Below are 20,073 nucleotides of genomic sequence, written 5' to 3'. Positions count from 1 at the left end.
GGCATGGATGCCGACAGTAACCCAGCTTCAGGGATGAATTACTTGCAGCAGAGTCAACTTTGAAAATCGTACGCTCTTTGGTTGCCGTCGCCAACGCGACATAACTAAAAATTTGCAATTAAAAACCAAAGCCGGATACAAACTCCCGCCTACAATCCAAAAGCTGCGCTTTTCGCGTCAGCAAGCTTAACGCCTACAGTGGTAAAGGTGAGCTCATATAATGAAGAAAATAAAGCAAAGGGGGCTGATTTTAAACTCAAAGGCTTGCTGCTAAGGCAAAAACTGATACGCTAGCATTAATTTAACGACAGTGATGTAGACATGATTAAAAGGATTTTATTAGCGACTTGCTTGGTTACAAGCTCGAGCACATTGGCCGCTGAGCAGTATTCCCAAGCACAATGTGATCGCATAAAAGCTGAGCGAGAAAATATTCGTGACAGAATGAGATCAAGCTATAGCTCAAGAGAAGGTGAGCGGTTACGCCAGCGTGCCACAGAGCTCTTTAAAGAATTAGGGCGTTATTGTAAAAGCCCAAAGCGCCGAGGGAGTAGCTCTGTATCACCTCGCTATTCTCGTTCATCAGCAAATGATTTATTAAATAAAAAAGTACATGATTCAACGGTCTATAGTAAAACATATGACAGTGATCGGAAACGGCTCGCCTGGAGTAATTTTTACCAATACCCGCAGCGTTGCCGCGCTAATGAATTGCAACAAACTGACTTTGTTTGGTGCAGTGAAAACCGAGCTGAGCAGCGTACTAAATTTGAAGACCAGTGGCATGCGCAAAACAAAGTAAGCACGAATCTTGAACCCGTTAAGGTAGTGGTGCCTCAGGCGGACGCTAACCCAGCGAAGCTGCTTACTCATTCTATGACATTAACCCCTGTATCAAAAGCAGATACCCGTTTAACTGCACACGCTCCTGAGCAAGAAAAAACTCATAACGATAAAATATGGCAACTCGTGATTGTTGGTTGTGTTGCACTTTTGGCAGTGTTTGGTTTTTATCGCTGGTTTAAAGATTAAACGTGGTTTGCATGACAGCAAGTTGCACGCTCAGAGCTTGTAAAACACGTAGTGTGCCGAGTCTTCAAAGAGCTTAGGCGCTTTAAATTAATAAAGAGCGCCCCTTGGTTGCCGTCGCAAACGTGACCCCCTCAGAATTTGCAATTAAAAACCAAAGCGCGAGATGAACTCTCGCCTACACGCTACTTTGAAGATAGGTAATTATACAAAGACACACTATTGTTCCTAACACTGAAATAGAGTGAATAGCACCAATTACTTTATCAATGGGGCGTGCGTACTTAGCTACAAAACGTCCATCAAACAACGGAGTCGGGGTTCGGGACCTTTCAAAAAACATGGCGAAAATATAGAATGAGGCACTAGCACCGATACCTCTATCCCAACTAGGTGGGTCCACGCCATCTTTCTCCATATTTTTATTAATATACTTAATCGAAATTCTTGAAAATAATATCGATGAAGCAAAAGTACTAATGAGAAAAATATAGAATAAGTAAACTAAAAAAGGTGCTAACTCCATCTATAAAATAAAAAATTCTAGAATCATCATAGAAAAAATACTTAACAAAAACCCAGTGGTAGAAATAAGATGTAAACAGGCTAAAAACTTGTCTATTGGTCTTGCATACTTTGCAACATGACTGCCATTAAATAGTGGTGTTGGTATTCGTGCTTTTTTAAAAAAAATAGCCATAGCGTAAAATGGCGCACTTGCGCCTATACCTCTGTCCCAACTTGGAGAGTCAATTCCATCTTGTATCATTTTACTATCAATGTATTTAATTGAAATACGCGGAAATAAAACAGCCATTATCATTAGATAAAAAAAGAAAAAAATGGTGCTGTATAATAGTATTTCTAGTATAGGCATTAGAAAACAACAAAAGCTAAAAATAAACACCCTGATAAATGAGTCGAAGTCACCATAACGCTCCCTAAATTATAGTTTTACTTTATTTGATTAACCAACTGAAAAATAAGAAACGATACAAAGGAAAAGCATCATTCCTGTGACTGAAACCAAATGGGTTGCGCCTATTACTTTATCAACTGGGCCTTGCATACTTGGCTACAAAACGTCCATCAAACATTGGTGTTGGTATGCGGGAGCGTTCAAAAAACATCGCAAATATATAAAATGACACACTAGCACCGATACCTCTATCCCAACTAGGTGGGTCGGTAATCCCCCCGAAAAATAAAATGCCAGAAGCAAAGTACCTATCATAAGTACGATAAGAGCATATCCAGCTAAATGAGCTGCGGGTATTTAAAAAGTCCCTTCAAATATAGGTTTCTATCGTATATGTTTCAGAAGTTTTTTCATAAATTTGTTCATCTTTATGCTCGCTGTTAACCCTGTTATAAGACTTACTCCAATAACAACTGCCCAGCCATAAGGCGTTACAATTAATATTGAACTTAGCGCTGTTGTTAAAGATGTACCCACAAACAATCCGAATGCAGTCGAAGCCCCAAAACATGCTAACTCCGCAGAGAAACTCCTATGCCTCTAGATACATAGCAGTAAGCGTACTTATGAGTAGCCCCATTGTCGTTATTAGATGACAAAATGCTAAAAATCTATCAAGAGGCCTCGCGTATTTTGCGATATAACGCCCATCAAAAAGTGGTGTTGGGACGCGCGAGCGTTTAAAAAAAATTGCCATAGCGTAAAAAGGAGCACTGGCTCCTATACCTTTATCTCAATTGGGAGAAAAGACGCCTTCTTTTTCCATATTTTTATTAATATGTTTTATTGATATTCGAGTGAATAAAACAGCAAATAAAAATGTCATTATCATAAAAATAAACATACTAGTTAGTGCTAATTTTTCTAATGAGATCAATATGCTGGCATCTATTGTCATATAGGCAAGTGTTCAGTTTTTCTTTAATAAAAGCTTTTAAATAAAGTAATAATGCAGAGGCAAATTATCATTCCTGTTACTGAAATAAAATGGGCTGCCGCTATTACTCTATCAATAGGCCGCGCATGTTTAGCTACAAAGCGGGCATCAAATAGCGTGTTTTTAATTCTATACTTACTAAAAAGCATTGCAAATACATAAAATGAAGCACTCGCTCCAATCCCTCGGTCCCAACTAGGTGGATACACGCCATCTTTTTCCATTTGTATATTTATATGTTTAATTGACATTCTTGAAAGCAAAAGAGATGAAATAAAAAAGCTAAAAAGAAAAGTTAAGAACAAGTAAGTTAATATAGGTGCTAGATCCATCTATAAAATACCCGTATGAATAGGCTTGCGATCATAAATATTCTCAGTCGTCTTTTTAACTAAGATATTGGTTCCAATACTCATGGCAAATCCGGCTACAAGGCCTAATCCAATAGCAACAACCCAACCAAAAGGTGTTAACATTAGAAGTGTACTTGCGGCTAAATGTGTTGTTATAAAAGTACCAGTTGCTATCCCTACTGTTGTTGACGCCCCAAAACTTGCTAGCTCAGTTGATAAACTTCTTTGCCAGTCGTCACCATTTTTATAATCATTGTAAACCGAGTTAGCTCTAAAAGCACCATCGAGTAAGATCATACCATTACCAAGCCAACGCCCTGTGTTTTCAATGTATTTAATTTTTTTAAATTCTGCGGTGCTGCTTATGTCTAGTTTAGTTGAGTGTCTGGCACTTTTAGCTATGTGAACAGCTCGATTAGGGTTAGACCAAATAGTGCCTCTTCGGCTGGCACGGTTTGTATTCATAAAACGTTGTAACTCAGCTTGGTATTTAACTTGCAACTCTTTAAATATAGCAAGCGCTTTTTGCTCTAAAGCGACCATGTGGTATTTGGGTGTGCCTGACTTATGTGCAGCTCGTATTTCGTCTGGATTGTGCTGGTAGAAGCGAAAATTGATTGAGTATATTTTTTTGTTCAATTGAGGGGGCATTCAAGGGGGTTGAGTATTCCTTTCGCCAAATATAAGGTGTTCCAGAAGTTATTACTTCATTTTTTATATGGCTATTGTCTTTTGAGAAAGTATCTTTTTCGTCGGTTTTGCATTGAACTGCTTTTTTTGTCACAGGATCAAAACAAATAACTATATCTATTGCCATGGTAATTCCTTTTACTTTAATGGGTACGGTATGATGATAAGTCGCATAGTAATAATAGTCAAATTGATGAACTCACTAAAGTGAGAGTTTGAGACTATTTTGTCTCACACGGCGTTTGCGTTCATATCATTAATTTAGATTGAGGAAACAGTGTGATCCTCGGGGCGTCGTGGGGTTCCAAGGGGCGGTCGGCGGTATCCGCCCCTTGGTTGCCTTCGCCAACGCGACATGTAACTGTTTTTAATGTATAAAGAGTGCGTTGTTATTACAGGAACTCATCATGGATGATTTATTAAATCAAGGCCTCAGCCTTTTAGTTATTGTTGGTAGCGTCTACTCGTTACTAGGCGTTTTGTTTTTTAGAATATGGCTTCACCAAAAGAATGCAAAGTTACCTGTGGATCGAACAAAGCTTAAACGTGTTGCGGCACAAACGCTCAACGAACAAGTTAACGATAAAATTGTTGATGTCATAGGCTTAATTTTCTTGTCCGTTTTGATAGTAACAATGCCTTTTGCTATCAAAGGCATTGCTGAAATGTTTGCCAGTGGTAAGTTTAATTACTTCTTAATTATTATGATCTTGCTAGGTTTAGTTTATGTAGCGAGAAAGCTCTGGCTTAAATCTAACTATCTCATAAAGCTAAAACTTGGCCGTGATGCTGAACTTGCTGTTGCCTCTGAACTGATAGAATTACAGTCACACGGTTATCAGGTATTTCATGATATACAAGCAGATGGTTTTAACATTGATCACTTAGTTGTGGGGCCTAATGGTATTTTTGCTATTGAAACTAAAGGCAGATACAAGCGAATAAAAGACGATGCAAATTACAAAGTCAAATTTGAGAATAATCATCTAGCATTTCCCTCTTGGTTTGAAAGTAAGCCGTTAGAGCAAGCTCAAAATCAAGCAAATTGGGTGAACAAATGGCTATATGAATCAACCGGTTTTAACACACAGGTGATGCCTGTTTTGTGCTTTCCTGGTTGGTTTGTCGAACTAAAGCAGCGGCCACTCTTTCCAATTGTTTCGCATAAACAAATAGTGAAAACGATTCTTTCGATGCGGCAAGTAAATTTAAACCAAGAACAACAACGTGCGATTTGTTATCAAGTGGTTCAGCGTTCATTACATGAAAGCAAAGCAATTTAAAAGCTACGCTTTTCACGCCAGCAAGCTAAGCGTATTAAGGTTATGGCGTAATTGCATATATTGTATGGGGTGTTGCTGCACATAAAAAAAACAGATACCATCAAAATAGGAACGTATTTAATTTAAAGGATATAAATGAAAATAATCTACCTCTCTTTTTTAGCTCTATGCTCGCTTCATGTAAATGCAGCTATTTTAGATTGCGACTTACAGGGTAAAGATCGCACTATTTATCAATTAGTAAAGCCAATAGCACCCTTTGATAGCTGTAAAAAAGCCGTTGATAATGAAGGCAATATCGTGGGCTATAAACTAAAGAAAGAGGGTTCTTATATTGATATTTCATTTGAAGATGAAAACTTCACGCATGAAGAGCACTTCTTTGTTTCAGGTAATAAATTGACAGTGAAAGAACTCCTTTTATCTATATACACACCTCAAGGTGAACCTGAAAACGAATATATAAAAGCCCAAAGAAAGAACCTTTTAAAATCAACTACTAGTGGTATTAAATATGATAAAGGTGGGGTTTACTTCTTTGATTTAGAAATAAAAAACTCAGCTTACAAAAACTATGTTGCTTATATTGAAGAAGGTAAATCTAACGAGTTTATTGGTATAGGAACTGACGGAAGCAAAGAATTGCTGATAAAAATAATGTTTAACAAAGGAATGGATGATGTCTAAAAAATATGAAGATATTGATGACAAGGACGTAAAAAAGATCTTAGAGGTGTTTTTTAGTAAAGGCACAGCTAGCCAAATTGAGATTAACGATAAAGTGATTGAGTTAGTTTGGGAAATGCTAGCCTCATCAAAAGAGTGTACTAAGGCCATGAACTTTGTTCCAAGACCACAAGGATTAGCGGCATCTCCTATGTATGTCGCTAAAGAACTAGCCAAAATAGCGTATAGGTTATCCGCTGATAAAGATGATTCTGTTTACCACGTATGTAAGGTGTTTTCTGCAAGAGGTTATGCTACAAAAATTAAATTAGCAGGCATGGGTTTGTAAAATTTAAATAAGAACCAAAGCGCGAGGTAAACTCCCGCCTACAATCCAAAAGCTACGCTTTTCGCGTCAGCAAGCTAACGCCTACGGTGGTAAAGTTGCTAGGTTTTAGGGAAGTGACTAGCTGCTAGGCTGAATTCATAGCACGTCGCTCGCGACTCGTAGCCCGAAGCTTTTACCTTCTCATTTACCCTCATTGTCTTCTCTTTGTGCAAATTGATTGTAAGTGATGTATTCACCACAGAGATTAAGAGGCGCTGCGCTGAAGAGAAAGAATATAAAGACCGCGTCAGCAAGCTTAACGCCTACGGTAGTAAAAGGAGCTAGGCTTCAGGGAAGTGACTAGTGGCTAGGGTTAATTCGTAGCCTGTTACCCATAGCCCGTAGCATTTTATCTTCTCTGTGTAGCGCCGCGCCTCGGTGAGCTCGGTGGTAAAATTGGTTTTAAAACAATCACAAATTAAGGTAAAGGTGCTAGGTTCTAGGGAAGTGGCTAGGAGTTAGGCTGAATTCATAGCACGCCGCTCGCGACTCGTAGCCCGAAGCTTTTATCTTCTCATTTACCCTCATTCACTGCTCTTTGTGCAAATTGATTGTAAGTGATGTATTCACCACAGAGATTAAGAGGCGCTGCGCTTTAGAGAAAGAATATAAAGACCGCGTCAGCAAGCTTAACGCCTACGGTAGTAAAAGGAGCTAGGCTTCAGGGAAGTGACTAGGGACTAGTGTGTAACCGTAGCTCGATGCCCGTGGCTGGATTTAAAAACAATTACTGCTAAAGCGCGCTCCTACTGGTGATAGATACCATTAAGATGATGTGATTACATCAACTAAGTGTCGTATGTTTGCATTGTTTAAATGTCGTATATTTGCTATATTTTGTCTAAGCAACGAGAGTAATTAATATGACAATAGCAAGTAAAGTAACGACAAGAATAAATCGCTCTAAGCGTTATGTTTTTGAGCGCGCTGATTTTGCTGATATTGCAGGTTACGACCAAGTTGGTCGTGTACTAAAAAAGTTGGTTGATAGTGGTCAATTGTTACGCATTGGTTATGGGCTTTATACCAAAGCGCGAGAAAATCGCATTACTGGTAAGTTAATGCCAGCATCACCTGCGGGTGCAGATGGAGTCATTTTAGAGGCTATTGAAAAACTGGGCGTTGAGTATCAGTTTGATGAATTTTCACAACGCAGCCTTAATGGTGAAAGTTTACAAGTTCCCGCTTCATTTAAAATAATGACCACCAGTCGATTTAAGCGTAAGATTGTTGTAAATAATAGCGCTATCAATGCGAGTTGATAGCGATTTATTTTTAGATGTAGCGGATGCTCTTGGTATGGGTAATCCTGCCATTGTTGAAAAAGATTACTATGTAGTTGTACTACTTAAGCTACTTTGTGAGTTATCTTTTGATACGCATTTTTTAGTTTTTTCAGGTGGTACGGCATTAACAAAGTCAGGCATTAAAACTCATCGAATGTCTGAAGATGTTGATATAAAAATCATTCCTAAAGATTTAGCTGCTAACACGTCTAAAACTAAAAGAAGAAAGGCTAGAAAAGCGCTCCACTTGCAGTTAATTACTGCGATTAATTCACATGATTATTTTTCTGTAGAAAATACTCCAACTGTTTTTGATGAATATCGATATCAACAAATTGATATTCGCTATCCTCAAGCCCATTCAAAAGTCCCATGCTTACGACCGTTTATTAAATTAGAGCTTATAGAAACGTTACTTTTTGATAATGTACAAAGCCGCAATATATCTTCTTTAGTGAACGAGGTAACTCAACAGGCACCAGAAGTGCCGCTGATGGATTTTTCTAGTATTAAGAGTACACAAGCTGAAAAGTTAGTGTCTATGCTTAGGCGAACAGCGAGCTTTGCACGTGATAATAAAAGAGACGATGATCCTGCGCTAATTCGTCATATTTATGATACCTATTATATTCAACAAGCAGCATTGGCGAATGTTCAAGATGTAGTACCTTTAGTCAAAAAAGTCATCGCGGAAGATATTACCCGCTACGGTAATCAGCATTTAGAATTCATGGAAGATCCTATAGTTGAACTTAAGTTTGCTTTAGATGTATTGCAAACTAATTCACTCTATGAAACGCGCTTTAATGAATATGTTGTTCCAATGGTTTATGGTGATCATAGCGTTAATTGGGAACATGCATTTGATGTATTTAAATCGTTTAGTTTAGCTGTTTTAACTGATATCGAGCTGTAACCATCAATTTTGAAAAGCGCTTTACTTACTAAAGGTTCTTGGCTTGGGGCAACCTGCAATTCGTCGCTCGAAACCCGTTGCTATTTCAACTCGCACACTCGCAAACTACACAATGAGGCAATTAAGCTTATTATTCGCCTCATTGTGTGAGGCGAATAAAATGTGCTCTTTTTATATATCAAACGCAAAGGTTTGCTTTAATAAAGGTTGTATATTTGCTTTTATTGCAATGGGTTTGCCATCTGCAAATCGTTTAGGATTAACCGTGATAAATCCCCAAAACTCTAAAAACCGCTCTATAAAACGGGATCTGATTAAAACACCTAACAAATCTTGGGGCTCTGTGTATTCGGTCGCCGGTGTTTCATTTAGTAGAGCAGGAAATGCGGTAATGACTTCTTCTATCAATTGCTCAACCGATCCGTGAGTTTGGATTCGCCACAGCATAAATACCCAAAAAGTGCGTAGATCGCTATCACTGACAAAGCTATCAAAATAGCCCCAATTATAGTGTGTGGTGGCGGCTTCAAGCATAGGTAAGAAAAAGGCTTTAATACCATGAGTTTGATATTGTTTTTGGGCAGTTTTTTTAACATGGAAACGGCCGTTTTGAAGGTAAATAATACCTGCAATATCTGCCAAAATTCGGGTGTAATGTAAGGCGTTAATTTTGTCTTCGTTACTACCGGCAAACTCACTGATACTTACAGGCTTTTCATACTCAGATATGGCAAACTCAGGAAGTAATTCACTAGCTTGCTTGGCTATTTGAGCTGGTAAATTACCTTTGGCTGTTGCTTTAAATGAGCCACCTTGTTGCATCGCTTCATCTAGTATTATCGCTAAGTAGCGCATCACGGGGCTTGCTGTTAGCTCATTAGGTATACTTATTGTTACCCCTGCCAACTCATTAAATGGTGCTCTTAGCCAATTATCCATTTGATTAGCGGAAAGGCCGCAAAAATCATCTAATGAACTATTGTTGATCCCTGAAATTTTATGTTGAGCTATCAGATTCATTTCATCTAGGCTTAAGTCAGGGTTAGTAGCAATGGTTTGTGCTATTTCGTTATATACTTCACAGTGCTGCTTTGATGCGCTATCCATACAGCAGCGTTTATACTTTTTACCGCTATTGCACGGACATGGATCGTTTCGGCCTAACTTCATTTGAAATACCTCTGAGTTTTAAAACTTTACGTGAGAGTAATCAATTTACTGCCGTTAGGTCAAATGGCGCAAGAGTAGCAAAGGTTCTAGGTTTTGGGTTCTAGGGAAGTGACTAGGCGCTAGGCTTATTCTGCAGCCCGCTGCATTTTTGATCTTCTCATTTACTCTCATTGTCTTCTATTTGTGCAAATATGTTTTTAAGTGATTTATTCACAAAGAGGTTATGAGGCGCTGCGCTGAAGAGAAAAAATTAAAAACTAGGTTATAGGGAAGCAACTAGGAACTAGGATTAGCCCGTCGCTCGAAACCCGCCGCTCGTATCCCGAAGCCTCGTCTGCTCTTTGAACCTAGAACCTTCCTAACTCAACCGTTTCACCTTGCAAGCTGGGCGTTTGCGCAATTTTTGTTTGTACTAAACTAATTAATTGCTCTGCCGCATAGCTGGGCTTACGAGAATGTGGCCATAGAGCGTATATAGGCCTTGCTGGGAAGTTTATTGGTAGTTCAAGATATCTAAAGGCATGTTTTTCACAAATAGTGTCAATTTCACTCATCGGCAGTAGGCCTACGCCATACCCTGACTCGACCATATTTTTAGCAATGGTTATATCAAAACAAAAACTAATTTGCCGGTACGTTTGTTTAAGCTGTTTTAAAAGCCCTGCAGGGAACTGCGATTCAGTATAGGGTAAAACCAGCCGAGTAGTGGGCGCATTATTTTTAACAATGAGTTTAATAGCAATTGAACCTAAGCGTTTTTGGTAATAGCTCGAATCTTGTTGTTCGCCAATGCGAATGGCTAAATCAAAACGCTTTTGGCTGAGCTTACTATTGGCATTGCTTGGGTAAATGTGCAGATTGAGCGCCGAATTAGTGGCTGCGAATTCGTTGATTGCCGGCATTAGTGGCCCTGCCATAATGTTTTGTGGGCACAGTAAGTAAAAATCACTCAGGCCATGCTCGCTGCTGTTTAGTTGATTGAGCTGATCATTGAGCGCCAGCACTTGCTCGGCAAGTTCGCTATAAAGCTGCTCGCCCTTTGTGGTAAGCACAATCCCTCTTGCTGTGCGTTGCAATAATGGCTCTGCGAGCTTGTCCTCTAACCCTTGAATACGCCTTGACAGGGTGGATAAATTTAGCCCTAGATCCTTCGCTGCTTGGCTCATGCTATTACGCCGCGCTATTTCAATAAATAAATGAAGATCATCAAGCATATCAATTTCTCAATCTTAGTTTGCGTTTTCGTGACTGTTTGCCTGTCTCGGCTTTGAATATAGTAACGCTAAGGAGGAGATATGAAAATTCATTTAACATTTACCGCGGCATTCTCATTTTTGATGTCGTTTTTATTATCGGCTTGGGTGACTTACGTAAACTTAGGCTTCACTGAAACATTTATGCAAAGCTGGATGACAGCTTTTGCTAATGCGTGGCCTGCTGCGTTTGTGGTGGCCTTTAGTGCGGCACCCCCGATCCGTTTAATGGTTATGCGTTTGTTTAGTAAGGAGCAAAAATGATTAATATTGTGGCAAAAATAACCCCAAAACCTGAGCTGTTTGATAATTGTAAAGGGCGTTTACAGAGGATCTTAGCAGCAACTTTGGCAGAAGCTGGTTGCATGCGCTTCGAGCTTTATGTCAATGCTGAGCAAAGCTGTTTGTTTTTGGTTGAACAATTTGCATCGCAAGCAGCACTCGATACGCATTACCAACAACCTTATGTTACAGCGGTGTTTACATTTTATGAGTCGGCACTTGCTTTACCCGTTGAGGTGAATTACCTGCAAGCAGTAAACTAAGCTACGCAGCGGTAGTCGATATTTGGCTGAAACTGCAATTACAACAGTAATAAAACTGGGCTACTGGGGAAAGTACTGGTTTTTCGTAGCCCAGTTTGTTTAGGTTGAAACTATAATTAGTAAAGTGACTACAACATATTTAAAGTAATTCAATAAGTCGCAGCTTTGCAGTTTAATAACTAACTGGTATCTTTAATTGGGTGAGTAAAAATCAACCTAAAGTGTTGAGCTGGGATAGGGAAAATAACAGTGGCAAAAAACCTAAAAGTAGCGGCTTTAATCTTGCTTAGTGGTTGTATGGGGCTTGCTCATGCTGACGTAACGCAGATGAAGTCGAGTGTTAACCGCGAAGAAACCCCGAATAAAATCCAAGAAAACCTCATTTTGCCGTACTTTTTTAGCACCGAGACCATGGGGTTTAACTTAGGCGTAGGCGGTATGCTTAAAGGTTGGCATCAAGATCAAATGACAATTGGTGCTACCGCATTTAAAGGTGATGTGAGTCATGGCTTTTGGGCTGGGGTATTTAATTATCGTATCAACGATAGTGAACGTTGGTATTTAAGTGCCAATGGTTTATTGGCTTATTTTCCTGATCAACGGGCTTATACCGGTGCTCGCCAACCCGTTGCTCCTGGTGACGTCACTCCAGGCAGTAATGAATCAAACAATGAGCAGTATTTAGAAGCTGATGGCGATTCTAATTGGGTTGATATGAAGCTTGAATATGCTCTGCCGTTTGGCGCGACCAAAGATAGCGGCATAGTTGATTACCAATTAAAAAATGGCATGTTAGTGTCTGCTCCATCAGGTGGTAAAGAGTGGAACCCACTGACATCGGGGGCGATGGTTGCCACCATGCGTTATTTTAGCCGCTTCCAAAGTTTTGAATTTGAGTCACAACAGCTCAGTGGTGATATGTCAGCGGTTGAATTTGGCTTGTTATATGACAATACGGATTTTGGCACTAACCCGAGCTTTGGTAGCCGTCAGTATGTCTCTTACACAACATCATCGCCATGGGGGGACAAAGAGTATGATTGGGACTTATGGCAATTTAGTGCCAGTAAGTTTTTTTCCTTTGGTGAGTCTGAATATGCTCATCAGCGGGTGTTAGCGCTTAACTTGTGGACCGCCTATTCACCGAGTTGGGATCTACTTAAAACCCCTAATGGCTCAACGGTAATAACTGATGCCGCCCCATATAATGAGGGGGCAACCTTAGGTGGTTTTAAAAGAATGAAAGGTTACGATTTTTATCGTTTTCATGATAAAGCGGCTATTTATGCCACGGCAGAGTACCGTCATACCCTTAAATATAATCCAATTGAAGATGTGCAATGGCTGAAATTTTTAAAGCTCGATTGGTTTCAATTAGTGGCATTTGCTGAAGCTGGGCGAGTCGCACCTGAGTACGATTTTGGCACGCTTACCGACGATATTAAGTTTGACTACGGGGTTGGTTTGCGCGCTATGTTGGCAGGTTTAGTCGTACGCACTGATTTAGCTATTTCCAACGAAGGCACAAATATGTGGGTGATGGTTGATCATCCTTTTTAAGCTCAAAGCTAGGTTGCTTAAGCACTGCTTAGTGACACGATTTTCTTTAATTGTTTATCGAGAGTGTTTAAGCAAAACGGCTTGATAATAAAGCCGCTAACTTTTGCGGCAATAATCTCTTTGATTGCGGCAGAGTTATCTTCGCAGGTAACCATAAGCACGGGGATGGCTTTTAACGCTTGATCGTCACGAATGCTGTTTAGTAAGGTTTTACCATCCATTTTTGGCATGTGTAAATCGGTGATCACTAGATCAAAGTCTTGGTTTTTTAAAAATGAAAGGGCCTGCACGCCGTCAGTAGCCTCGACTAGATCTGGAAAGTTAAGTGCTCTGAGCATGTTAATCAATACATGGCGCATTAACGGCATATCGTCAACGACGAGTATTTTCATGGAGTTTAATAATCCGTAGTTTGTTAACTTATTTAAGATTAGCTAACAAAATGATACTGCGCCATATTATTCAAAACACTCGGCAACTAATTGGCTGAGTCGGGCTATTTTAATATTGCTCAATTGGCGATAGTCAAAATATGGGCAAACAATGAGTTTGTTGGCTTTATCTATTGCAAACTCATCATCTAGCCAGTCTAATTCTGCCGTTAGCAGCCCTTGGTTTATGAGCGCTTTGGCATAGGTTCGTCCTGTAATAATATGCAAAGTGTTACGGCAATTAAGTTGGGGCGGACTGAATAATAAGGCGGTGTGACTATTGCTTTGCAATAATTGGCTATCGCGATATTGCTGCCAAGTTGGGGCGAGTTTAGCAAATTGATAATGCTCACTTGGCAGTGCAAACAGTACCTTAGCATACACGTTAAACACTTTACGCCAGCCATTACCACATGCTTGATTAATGGTGTTTATTTGCCCGTTATGCAGTGGTGTAACCGCGCTTAAATGGCTATATTCAGGCATTGGTGGCAGATTGGCGATGTAGACCGCAACAGTAAAGCTGGTATCACCAAAGCCGATATTAGTTACGCTGTTACTCATGTGTTTTTAGCTAAAATGCGGTCAAGATTATTGGCGAAGTTTTGCCGATCACTTTGACTCAGTGGTGGTGGCCCACCATTCATTTCTACGCCACTTGAACGCATAGTGTCCATAAAATCACGTACATTAAGTAATGAGCGAATATTTTCGCTGGTATAAAGTTCACCACGCGGATTAAGTGCTTGGCCGCCGTTATCAATCACTTCAGAGGCCAGTGGAATATCACCGGTGATCACTAAATCATTGGCGGCTATGCGTTTCACGATTTCGTCATCGGCGACATCAAATCCTGATGATACTTGCAAACGGCTAATATATTTAGAGGGCGGAATACGCATGGCATGGTTAGCGACTAAAATGGTCTCAGTTTTGGTGCGCTCTGCTGCGCGAAATAAAATTTCTTTGATCACCACCGGACAGGCATCGGCATCAACCCATATCTTCATTATTAGCTCATTTAGTTAGTAAAAGAGTGATCCTAACCTAAGCTTTTTCTAACCACTAGTATTAAGTGAACTTTTTTGTAGGTTATTACGTAAATTCAATCATGAACTATTAAGGACTCGACGATGAAAAATCATTATTTTATTAGCTTTACTTTATTTGTTGGCAGTTTGCTTAGCGGGTGTACAGGTTTACCTGAGCAAGTCACCGCTGTGAGCCCTTTTTCGCTTGAGCAATATCAAGGTAAGTGGTACGAAATTGCCCGTTTGGACCATTCTTTTGAGCGTGGTTTAGAAAACGTCACTGCGGATTATGCTATTAATGATGACGGCAGTGTCACTGTGCTAAACCGTGGTTTTAATGCTCAAGATAAGCAATGGAGCGAGGCGCAAGGTAAGGCGAAATTTGTTGATGGTGATAATGTAGGACATCTAAAAGTGTCGTTTTTTGGGCCGTTTTATAGCTCTTATGTGGTGTTTGGTTTAGATCAACAAGATTATCAGTATGCTTATGTGTCTGGCTACAACAAAGATTATTTATGGTTATTAGCGCGTACTCCAGAAGTGAGTGAGCAGCGCTTGGCTGACTTTAAAGCCAGCGCAAAACAACGCGGATTTGATATTGAACAGCTAATTATGGTGAAGCAAGACCCTAAGTGACTGTAAATCCCCTTTACAGCCACTGTAGTCGCTAATAAATGCTTAGTGCAGAAAAAGTTAGCACAGTAATAAATATGACACATACAGTGGGTATTATACCTTCATAGCTTAAGTAGTAATTGCCCTAAGCTATTTGTAGACATGTGTATCCCCCTACTTTTTATAACCAAATTATTTGGCTATATAGGCAAACTAACTTAGTTTGCCTTTTTTTATGTTCAGATCATAATTTTACTAACTAAGCTTAAAAAACACTTAAAAACAGCCCACTCAGCATTATTACCGTGATATTTAGTACACTCATGATTTTTACCCATGATGCTTTAAAACTATAAAAAATCATTAAAACTAAAAGACTTACAGCAATATAGCCACAAAAAAGCAAGGCGCCATAGCCGTTATGTTGTACAACACTCAGCACTAAACTTAGTAAAATACTGATCCAAGCCGCCAATAAAAATTGTTTACTCTGTTTTTCATTGGGGCGCGTTTTAAATACCTCTCGATAATGATTGAATTTTGCTAAAGCAAAACAATTAAAGGCCAATAAACACAGGCTAAACTGCAATAACTCATGCATTATTGTTGCTCCTGTAAGTTAGTTTTAGCAGCACGTCGTGAGCTTTGTCGCTGTGCTTTAGGTTGTGCTCGAGTTGGTATTTTTTTGGCTTGGATCACAAATAGCCCAGCAAAAATGATACATAAAAAGTCAACACTAAACAGCGCCCATTGGCCATTCAGTAAGTAGCTGATGATATTGCCATCGGTTGTGAGTGCATTGATAAGTACCACTGCAATGCACGCTACAGCATTGAGCCATGCAAGTTGTATCCATTGCGCTGTAGCGCGTTTAAATAAGGCAAATAACGCAACTGCAAGCCAAGTTAAAAAGAACGCTAAAATCTCTTTGTCAGCTCTCTCTGCAACATTAATAGGTAGCAGCCGATTAGCAATAAAGAATGCACAAGTAGCCAGTGGCAGGCCCATTAGTGTGGCCAAATTTAAGCCTTCTACCAGTTTTAAACCAAACGAGGCGGTTTGTTGTTTTTTCATCCGCTCACGAATACGTTTAGCCCACATTATACAGCCGCTCGCTATCATCACACAGCCGGCAATGCCGCATAAAAAATATAACCAACGTAGTAGTGGGTTGGCTAAGCGACCGGTATGTAGTGCCGTCATTGAATCGTAAAATACTTCTGTATTCGTCAGCTCTGTGGCACTTTTAGCTATTAAGCTACCGTCAACGCCATTAAATAATAAGGTGGGTGTTTGGTCTCTAAGCATTGTGCCTGTAGAGGCGCGAACTGTGATAGTAGCCGAAGCTTTGTTTGGATCACGGATTGATATTTGCGTTAAATCGGCATCAGGCCAGTTAGTATAAACGTGATCTAAAATGCCTTCGATATTAGCCAATGGCGCACTCTCAGGGCTACTCTTGCTGCGAACATTGGTTGGCAGTACATCATTAAATAAGCCGCGTACACCGTCTTCATAGGCGGTCATTGCTGGGTAGGGGAATAGCATAAAGATCAGTGTTATTAAGCCTGTGTAGGTGATCATCAGATGAAAAGGCAGGGCTAAAACCGACGATACATTATGCCCGTCTAACCAACTGCGGCTGCCTTTATTAGCGCGAAAACTAAACATATCCTTAAAAATACGCTTGTGGATCACAATGCCAGAAATAAGCGCAACCAGCATGAATAAACTGGCTAAGCAGACTATCCAGCGCGCGGTGAGTACATCGATATAATGTAAGTCAAAATGAAGTCGGTAAAAGAAGTTGCCGCCTTTTGTTTCGCGTGTTTGTGCGATGGTTTGGCCTGTGCTTGGGTCGATATTATGTTCTTGCCAGCCGCCAAATCGCTTGCCTTCAGGGCGAGGTTTTTCATAGGCGTAGTTAAGCTGTGGTTCGCGCTGTGTGGGTAGGTAAATTCCCCAGCGCTGAGAATCAGCCGCGACATTTTGCAGGTATTTAACACCTGCGATGATCTGCGATTTTTGCTGCGCAATACGGGTATCTGTTGTTTGCACATTATGTAAAGCGGGTTGATTCCAGAGAGTTATTTCGTCGCGGAAAAAACTTAATGTACCGGCATAAAAAATTAAATACAGTAACCAGCATACCAGTAAGCCAACCCAGGTATGCATCCAGGTCATAGAGCGAAAAAAATTCTCTTTCATAACCAGCCCTTTAGTAACGATAAGATCAACGCAAGTCCCGTTGTAGTTAGTAAAATAGTGATCCAAATCTTAGTGAGAGACTTAACGGCAAACACCCAAATAAACACGCAGCTATAAATAAAAATAGTCAGGCTGATACTAAGTAACACGGCGTCTGATTTTTTCAGCGGTAAAATAATACTCAGTAATGAGCTAAATACAGCAGTAAAGACGTAGCCACCAACGATGGCAGCTAAAAATCGTGAGACTACCGCAATACGATAGCTATGAGCTTGATAAGCATGACTTAATTTAGAAGCTATCGAGAATGTTTGGCTAGTTTTGACCGATTGAGCGTGCATAATGATCCCTCAAAGCCCCAAAGTGGGGAGCGAATAAAGAGGGTATTATATATTCTCGATACAGAAAAGATAGTGATTCGTATTACCTTTGCTTTTATTATCTAAGTTAGTCCTCAATAATCATTACTTTTTACTTAGTAAAATAGTGATCTATGCGGGGTGTCAGTTGTTTTTATTGAAAAGTTCGCAAATTTTTCAACTGCTTGTATGCTTAGTGGTGATTAGGTTATTAAGCATTGTGATTGTTGTTTTTAGGATTAATTATGAGTGCACATGAAAAGTTAAATTATGTAGAATTTGCTGCAGCCGACTTAACGGCAACGAAGGCGTTTTTTAGTGCTGTATTTAACTGGCAGTTTGTTGATTATGGGCCGGAATATACTGCATTTGATCAAAACAGTGCCGGGCTTGATGGTGGATTTTATCAGGCACAAGCATGCTCGTTAACGCAACACGGCGGCGCATTACTGGTGTTTTATAGTGACAATATTAGCCAAACGCTCAGTAAAGTTGAGCAACATGGAGGACAAGTTATAAAGCCTATATTTGAATTTCCTGGGGGATGTCGTTTTCATTTTACAGAGCCAAGTGGTAATGAATTTGCAGTGTGGTCAGAGCAGGTATAGTTCAAGTATGACAGATCATATTTTTACTAACTCAGGGAAGGAAATTACATGGCAAATTTAACTTGCGAGGAGCTCAAAGCATATGTTCCAGCGAAAGATTACCCGCTGAGCATTGCGTTTTATCAGCAGATGGGTTTTGAGCTTGCGTGGCAAAGCCCTGAGATGGCGTATTTTTATCATGGCGATTGCAGTTTTTTACTGCAAAACTTTTATAATCCAGATCACGCTAATAACTTTATGATGCACCTTTTAGTTGCAGATGTGAACGCATGGTATACGCAGTTACAAAATGCAGGTTTAGCGCAAAAGTATGGTGTAACAATAACAGAGCCAAGTTTACAGCCGTGGCATATGATTGATTTTGTAGTTTATGATCCAAGTGGTGTGTTGTGGCGAATAGGGCAAAACAGTGAGTCAGCGTAACCTTCTAGATCAAGTTAGTAATTGCGTGATCTGTGAGCCACAGCTCGAGCTTGGCGCACGTCCGGTTGTGCAATTTAACCCTAGTGCACGGATCTTAATTGCCGGGCAAGCACCAGGGCTCAAGGTGCATCAAACTGGAGTCCCATTTGATGATGCCAGTGGTCAGCGGTTACGCCAGTGGTTAGGGCTTAATAAAGACGAGTTTTATGATGCGACAAAAATTGCCATTTTACCGATGGGCTTTTGTTATCCAGGCAAAGGTAAGTCTGGCGATTTACCGCCACGTAAAGAGTGCGCGCCTGCTTGGCGAGCGCAGTTGTTAGCTGCGCTGCCTAATATTAAGTTGACTATAGTGCTGGGTAAATACGCGCAAGCGTATCATCTGCCACACACTAAGCATTTAGCGCTTACTGAGTTAGTAAAATCGTGGCGTGAGTATTGGCCAACAACTTTGCCGTTACCCCACCCCAGTCCACGTAATAATATTTGGCTCGCTAACAACCCTTGGTTTGAACGTGATGTAGTACCAGAGTTAGCCGATGCCGTGCAGTCAATTTTAAATCGTGAGGATGGTTAGCCAGATGATCAACACGCAATTTGAGCAACACGGTTTTTTTCATGTAAAAGGTTTTTACAATGAAACTGAGCTTTCGCAAGTACGCGAGGTGGTTAATTGTTTTCATCATCACTGGATTGCTGATAATAAAACGTTTTATCAAACCAAGGCGGTTAATAGCGCTTACTTAACCGCTAATACCTATTTAGACGAAGCGCAGCGACTTGTGTTGTTTAAGTTTATTGCCAGCCATAAGTTAATGGCGCAAGTAGACTCAATTTTAGACTCAGCGGCATTTATGAATACGCAGCTATTTTTTAATCCAGTCAATCCTGAGCAAGAAAATTATTGGCACCGTGATATGCAATACCACTTGAGTTTGCTTGAGCAGCAAGCGGCGCTATCGGGACCAGAGGTTATTCATTGTCGGGTGGCATTAGAAGACGAGCCTGGTATTGAACTGGTGCCGGGCTCCCATCGACGTTGGGATACAAAAGCTGAGTTAGCTACCCGATTATCAGAGCAAGGCTATAGTTCTAGTGATGATTTAGCCACCGGCCACGTGATTGAAATGCAAGCGGGTGATTTACTGATTTTTTCTGCGAATATGATCCACCGTGGTTTATATGGTAAAGATCGTTTAGCGCTGGATATTTTGTTTTGTGAGCCACAGCCGCATGTGTTGCATTTTGTTCAAGATATTTGCCTGCCTAGTGCCAAAATGCTGAGCAGGCTTGAAGATGACAGTGCGTTTGCGGTTACGCTCGCGCACCAAGAGTAACCTTAG

26 protein-coding genes are annotated in these 20,073 nt (G+C 40.3%); 14 read left to right on the top strand and 12 right to left on the bottom strand.

The features are described from left to right. Window positions 1-321 precede the first annotated feature (321 nt). Window positions 322-1,032 (top strand): hypothetical protein, encoded by a 711-nt coding sequence (locus A7968_RS01075; RefSeq protein WP_064664733.1) that lies wholly within the window; start codon window positions 322-324, stop codon window positions 1,030-1,032. A gap of 523 nt (window positions 1,033-1,555) precedes the next feature. Here A7968_RS01075 and A7968_RS01065 read toward each other — a convergent pair. The 4 genes from A7968_RS01065 to A7968_RS23285 all read right to left on the bottom strand — a co-directional run bounded on the left by A7968_RS01065 (window position 1,556) and on the right by A7968_RS23285 (window position 4,115). Next, on the bottom strand, window positions 1,556-1,906 hold the full coding sequence (locus tag A7968_RS01065) for a hypothetical protein (RefSeq protein ID WP_064664731.1): 351 nt from the start codon (window positions 1,904-1,906) through the stop codon (window positions 1,556-1,558). A gap of 1,023 nt (window positions 1,907-2,929) precedes the next feature. Beyond that, window positions 2,930-3,277, bottom strand: a complete 348-nt coding sequence (locus tag A7968_RS01060; RefSeq protein WP_064664730.1) for a hypothetical protein — start codon at window positions 3,275-3,277, stop codon at window positions 2,930-2,932. Beyond that, the gene (locus A7968_RS01055) at window positions 3,278-3,841 is read right to left on the bottom strand and encodes a hypothetical protein (protein ID WP_064664729.1); all 564 of its coding nucleotides are present in this window, start codon (window positions 3,839-3,841) and stop codon (window positions 3,278-3,280) included. A gap of 22 nt (window positions 3,842-3,863) precedes the next feature. Next, window positions 3,864-4,115 (bottom strand): hypothetical protein, encoded by a 252-nt coding sequence (locus A7968_RS23285; protein ID WP_064664728.1) that lies wholly within the window; start codon window positions 4,113-4,115, stop codon window positions 3,864-3,866. 280 nt (window positions 4,116-4,395) lie between these two features. Here A7968_RS23285 and A7968_RS01045 point away from each other — a divergent pair, with 280 nt between their 5' ends. The 5 genes from A7968_RS01045 (at window position 4,396) to A7968_RS01025 (ending at window position 8,527) form a co-directional block, all read left to right on the top strand. Then, window positions 4,396-5,271: a nuclease-related domain-containing protein gene (locus A7968_RS01045; RefSeq protein ID WP_064664727.1), complete on the top strand. Its 876-nt coding sequence runs from the start codon at window positions 4,396-4,398 to the stop codon at window positions 5,269-5,271. A 135-nt stretch (window positions 5,272-5,406) separates the two neighbouring features. Further along, window positions 5,407-5,958 (top strand): hypothetical protein, encoded by a 552-nt coding sequence (locus A7968_RS01040; protein WP_064664726.1) that lies wholly within the window; start codon window positions 5,407-5,409, stop codon window positions 5,956-5,958. Further along, a complete protein-coding gene (locus A7968_RS01035; RefSeq protein ID WP_064664725.1) occupies window positions 5,951-6,286 on the top strand; it encodes a hypothetical protein in 336 nt (111 codons plus the stop codon). Before A7968_RS01040 ends, A7968_RS01035 begins: the two co-directional genes overlap by 8 nt. Window positions 6,287-7,188: 902 nt before the next feature. Beyond that, window positions 7,189-7,587, top strand: a complete 399-nt coding sequence (locus tag A7968_RS01030; protein WP_064664724.1) for a DUF6088 family protein — start codon at window positions 7,189-7,191, stop codon at window positions 7,585-7,587. Then, the gene (locus A7968_RS01025; RefSeq protein ID WP_064664723.1) at window positions 7,577-8,527 is read left to right on the top strand and encodes a nucleotidyl transferase AbiEii/AbiGii toxin family protein; all 951 of its coding nucleotides are present in this window, start codon (window positions 7,577-7,579) and stop codon (window positions 8,525-8,527) included. The genes A7968_RS01030 and A7968_RS01025 overlap by 11 nt, the downstream gene beginning before the upstream one ends. A gap of 171 nt (window positions 8,528-8,698) precedes the next feature. Here the strand turns inward: A7968_RS01025 and A7968_RS01020 are convergent, their stop codons facing one another. Both A7968_RS01020 and A7968_RS01015 read right to left on the bottom strand, forming a co-directional pair. Next, window positions 8,699-9,697 (bottom strand): SEC-C metal-binding domain-containing protein, encoded by a 999-nt coding sequence (locus A7968_RS01020; RefSeq protein WP_064664722.1) that lies wholly within the window; start codon window positions 9,695-9,697, stop codon window positions 8,699-8,701. A 347-nt stretch (window positions 9,698-10,044) separates the two neighbouring features. After that, on the bottom strand, window positions 10,045-10,911 hold the full coding sequence (locus A7968_RS01015) for a LysR family transcriptional regulator (protein WP_064664721.1): 867 nt from the start codon (window positions 10,909-10,911) through the stop codon (window positions 10,045-10,047). A gap of 81 nt (window positions 10,912-10,992) precedes the next feature. Here A7968_RS01015 and A7968_RS01010 point away from each other — a divergent pair, with 81 nt between their 5' ends. From A7968_RS01010 to A7968_RS01000, 3 genes are all read left to right on the top strand, one after another. Further along, window positions 10,993-11,214, top strand: coding sequence for a DUF2798 domain-containing protein (locus tag A7968_RS01010; RefSeq protein ID WP_064664720.1), 222 nt, complete (start codon window positions 10,993-10,995; stop codon window positions 11,212-11,214). Then, window positions 11,211-11,495 carry a putative quinol monooxygenase gene (locus A7968_RS01005; protein WP_064664719.1) on the top strand — a complete coding sequence of 95 codons (285 nt, stop codon included), beginning with the start codon at window positions 11,211-11,213 and terminating at the stop codon, window positions 11,493-11,495. Before A7968_RS01010 ends, A7968_RS01005 begins: the two co-directional genes overlap by 4 nt. Window positions 11,496-11,744: 249 nt before the next feature. After that, window positions 11,745-13,055 carry a BamA/TamA family outer membrane protein gene (locus A7968_RS01000; protein WP_227008958.1) on the top strand — a complete coding sequence of 437 codons (1,311 nt, stop codon included), beginning with the start codon at window positions 11,745-11,747 and terminating at the stop codon, window positions 13,053-13,055. A 17-nt stretch (window positions 13,056-13,072) separates the two neighbouring features. Here A7968_RS01000 and A7968_RS00995 read toward each other — a convergent pair whose 3' ends face one another. The 3 genes from A7968_RS00995 to A7968_RS00985 form a co-directional block, all read right to left on the bottom strand. After that, the gene (locus A7968_RS00995) at window positions 13,073-13,447 is read right to left on the bottom strand and encodes a response regulator (protein WP_064664718.1); all 375 of its coding nucleotides are present in this window, start codon (window positions 13,445-13,447) and stop codon (window positions 13,073-13,075) included. Window positions 13,448-13,513: 66 nt separating this feature from the next. Further along, complete coding sequence (locus A7968_RS00990; RefSeq protein WP_064664717.1) at window positions 13,514-14,050, bottom strand: DUF6942 family protein; 537 nt, start codon at window positions 14,048-14,050, stop codon at window positions 13,514-13,516. Next, complete coding sequence (locus tag A7968_RS00985) at window positions 14,047-14,496, bottom strand: YaiI/YqxD family protein (RefSeq protein ID WP_064664716.1); 450 nt, start codon at window positions 14,494-14,496, stop codon at window positions 14,047-14,049. Before A7968_RS00985 ends, A7968_RS00990 begins: the two co-directional genes overlap by 4 nt. A gap of 123 nt (window positions 14,497-14,619) precedes the next feature. Between A7968_RS00985 and A7968_RS00980 the strand changes: the two genes are divergently transcribed. Beyond that, on the top strand, window positions 14,620-15,153 hold the full coding sequence (locus tag A7968_RS00980; protein WP_064664715.1) for a lipocalin family protein: 534 nt from the start codon (window positions 14,620-14,622) through the stop codon (window positions 15,151-15,153). A 244-nt stretch (window positions 15,154-15,397) separates the two neighbouring features. On the opposite strand, the gene A7968_RS00975 is transcribed toward A7968_RS00980, so the two are convergent. Genes A7968_RS00975 through A7968_RS00965 form a run of 3 tightly spaced genes read right to left on the bottom strand, consistent with a single transcriptional unit; the run spans window position 15,398 to window position 17,681 of the window. Continuing rightward, a complete protein-coding gene (locus A7968_RS00975) occupies window positions 15,398-15,733 on the bottom strand; it encodes a DUF3325 domain-containing protein (RefSeq protein WP_064664714.1) in 336 nt (111 codons plus the stop codon). Next, a complete protein-coding gene (locus A7968_RS00970; RefSeq protein WP_064664713.1) occupies window positions 15,733-17,340 on the bottom strand; it encodes a PepSY-associated TM helix domain-containing protein in 1,608 nt (535 codons plus the stop codon). The genes A7968_RS00975 and A7968_RS00970 overlap by 1 nt, the downstream gene beginning before the upstream one ends. Further along, window positions 17,337-17,681: a hypothetical protein gene (locus A7968_RS00965; RefSeq protein WP_064664712.1), complete on the bottom strand. Its 345-nt coding sequence runs from the start codon at window positions 17,679-17,681 to the stop codon at window positions 17,337-17,339. The genes A7968_RS00970 and A7968_RS00965 overlap by 4 nt, the downstream gene beginning before the upstream one ends. 263 nt (window positions 17,682-17,944) lie before the next feature. Between A7968_RS00965 and A7968_RS00960 the strand changes: the two genes are divergently transcribed. The 4 genes from A7968_RS00960 to A7968_RS00945 are packed head-to-tail and all read left to right on the top strand — an operon-like array spanning window position 17,945 to window position 20,067. Further along, a complete protein-coding gene (locus tag A7968_RS00960; RefSeq protein WP_064664711.1) occupies window positions 17,945-18,307 on the top strand; it encodes a VOC family protein in 363 nt (120 codons plus the stop codon). Between the two features lie 48 nt (window positions 18,308-18,355). Next, window positions 18,356-18,730, top strand: coding sequence for a VOC family protein (locus A7968_RS00955; protein ID WP_064664710.1), 375 nt, complete (start codon window positions 18,356-18,358; stop codon window positions 18,728-18,730). Beyond that, window positions 18,717-19,307, top strand: coding sequence for a uracil-DNA glycosylase family protein (locus A7968_RS00950; protein ID WP_064664709.1), 591 nt, complete (start codon window positions 18,717-18,719; stop codon window positions 19,305-19,307). Before A7968_RS00955 ends, A7968_RS00950 begins: the two co-directional genes overlap by 14 nt. A gap of 4 nt (window positions 19,308-19,311) precedes the next feature. Next, entirely contained in the window at window positions 19,312-20,067 is a 756-nt protein-coding gene (locus A7968_RS00945; RefSeq protein WP_084448015.1) for a phytanoyl-CoA dioxygenase family protein, read from the top strand. Window positions 20,068-20,073: the final 6 nt, after the last annotated feature.

Source organism: Pseudoalteromonas prydzensis (assembly GCF_001661495.1).
In the GTDB taxonomy this organism is placed as follows: domain Bacteria; phylum Pseudomonadota; class Gammaproteobacteria; order Enterobacterales; family Alteromonadaceae; genus Pseudoalteromonas; species Pseudoalteromonas prydzensis.
Note: the sequence above shows the minus strand (reverse complement) of the source record. Positions and strands in the feature narration are given on the sequence as shown.

What these genes read in the sequence shown, in the direction of transcription:
- A7968_RS00945 (WP_084448015.1), top strand. Translation starts at nt 19,312, where the DNA reads ATGATCAACACGCAATTTGAGCAACACGGTTTTTTTCATGTAAAAGGT.
- A7968_RS01040 (WP_064664726.1), top strand. Translation starts at nt 5,407, where the DNA reads ATGAAAATAATCTACCTCTCTTTTTTAGCTCTATGCTCGCTTCATGTA.
- A7968_RS23285 (WP_064664728.1), bottom strand. Translation starts at nt 4,115, where the DNA reads ATGGCAATAGATATAGTTATTTGTTTTGATCCTGTGACAAAAAAAGCA.
- A7968_RS00960 (WP_064664711.1), top strand. Translation starts at nt 17,945, where the DNA reads ATGAGTGCACATGAAAAGTTAAATTATGTAGAATTTGCTGCAGCCGAC.
- A7968_RS00980 (WP_064664715.1), top strand. Translation starts at nt 14,620, where the DNA reads ATGAAAAATCATTATTTTATTAGCTTTACTTTATTTGTTGGCAGTTTG.
- A7968_RS01025 (WP_064664723.1), top strand. Translation starts at nt 7,577, where the DNA reads ATGCGAGTTGATAGCGATTTATTTTTAGATGTAGCGGATGCTCTTGGT.
- A7968_RS01045 (WP_064664727.1), top strand. Translation starts at nt 4,396, where the DNA reads ATGGATGATTTATTAAATCAAGGCCTCAGCCTTTTAGTTATTGTTGGT.
- A7968_RS00990 (WP_064664717.1), bottom strand. Translation starts at nt 14,050, where the DNA reads ATGAGTAACAGCGTAACTAATATCGGCTTTGGTGATACCAGCTTTACT.
- A7968_RS01065 (WP_064664731.1), bottom strand. Translation starts at nt 1,906, where the DNA reads ATGCCTATACTAGAAATACTATTATACAGCACCATTTTTTTCTTTTTT.
- A7968_RS01005 (WP_064664719.1), top strand. Translation starts at nt 11,211, where the DNA reads ATGATTAATATTGTGGCAAAAATAACCCCAAAACCTGAGCTGTTTGAT.
- A7968_RS01010 (WP_064664720.1), top strand. Translation starts at nt 10,993, where the DNA reads ATGAAAATTCATTTAACATTTACCGCGGCATTCTCATTTTTGATGTCG.
- A7968_RS01030 (WP_064664724.1), top strand. Translation starts at nt 7,189, where the DNA reads ATGACAATAGCAAGTAAAGTAACGACAAGAATAAATCGCTCTAAGCGT.
- A7968_RS01060 (WP_064664730.1), bottom strand. Translation starts at nt 3,277, where the DNA reads ATGGATCTAGCACCTATATTAACTTACTTGTTCTTAACTTTTCTTTTT.
- A7968_RS00995 (WP_064664718.1), bottom strand. Translation starts at nt 13,447, where the DNA reads ATGAAAATACTCGTCGTTGACGATATGCCGTTAATGCGCCATGTATTG.
- A7968_RS00970 (WP_064664713.1), bottom strand. Translation starts at nt 17,340, where the DNA reads ATGAAAGAGAATTTTTTTCGCTCTATGACCTGGATGCATACCTGGGTT.
- A7968_RS01035 (WP_064664725.1), top strand. Translation starts at nt 5,951, where the DNA reads ATGTCTAAAAAATATGAAGATATTGATGACAAGGACGTAAAAAAGATC.
- A7968_RS01055 (WP_064664729.1), bottom strand. Translation starts at nt 3,841, where the DNA reads ATGGTCGCTTTAGAGCAAAAAGCGCTTGCTATATTTAAAGAGTTGCAA.
- A7968_RS00975 (WP_064664714.1), bottom strand. Translation starts at nt 15,733, where the DNA reads ATGCATGAGTTATTGCAGTTTAGCCTGTGTTTATTGGCCTTTAATTGT.
- A7968_RS00955 (WP_064664710.1), top strand. Translation starts at nt 18,356, where the DNA reads ATGGCAAATTTAACTTGCGAGGAGCTCAAAGCATATGTTCCAGCGAAA.
- A7968_RS01015 (WP_064664721.1), bottom strand. Translation starts at nt 10,911, where the DNA reads ATGCTTGATGATCTTCATTTATTTATTGAAATAGCGCGGCGTAATAGC.
- A7968_RS00965 (WP_064664712.1), bottom strand. Translation starts at nt 17,681, where the DNA reads ATGCACGCTCAATCGGTCAAAACTAGCCAAACATTCTCGATAGCTTCT.
- A7968_RS01020 (WP_064664722.1), bottom strand. Translation starts at nt 9,697, where the DNA reads ATGAAGTTAGGCCGAAACGATCCATGTCCGTGCAATAGCGGTAAAAAG.
- A7968_RS00985 (WP_064664716.1), bottom strand. Translation starts at nt 14,496, where the DNA reads ATGAAGATATGGGTTGATGCCGATGCCTGTCCGGTGGTGATCAAAGAA.
- A7968_RS01075 (WP_064664733.1), top strand. Translation starts at nt 322, where the DNA reads ATGATTAAAAGGATTTTATTAGCGACTTGCTTGGTTACAAGCTCGAGC.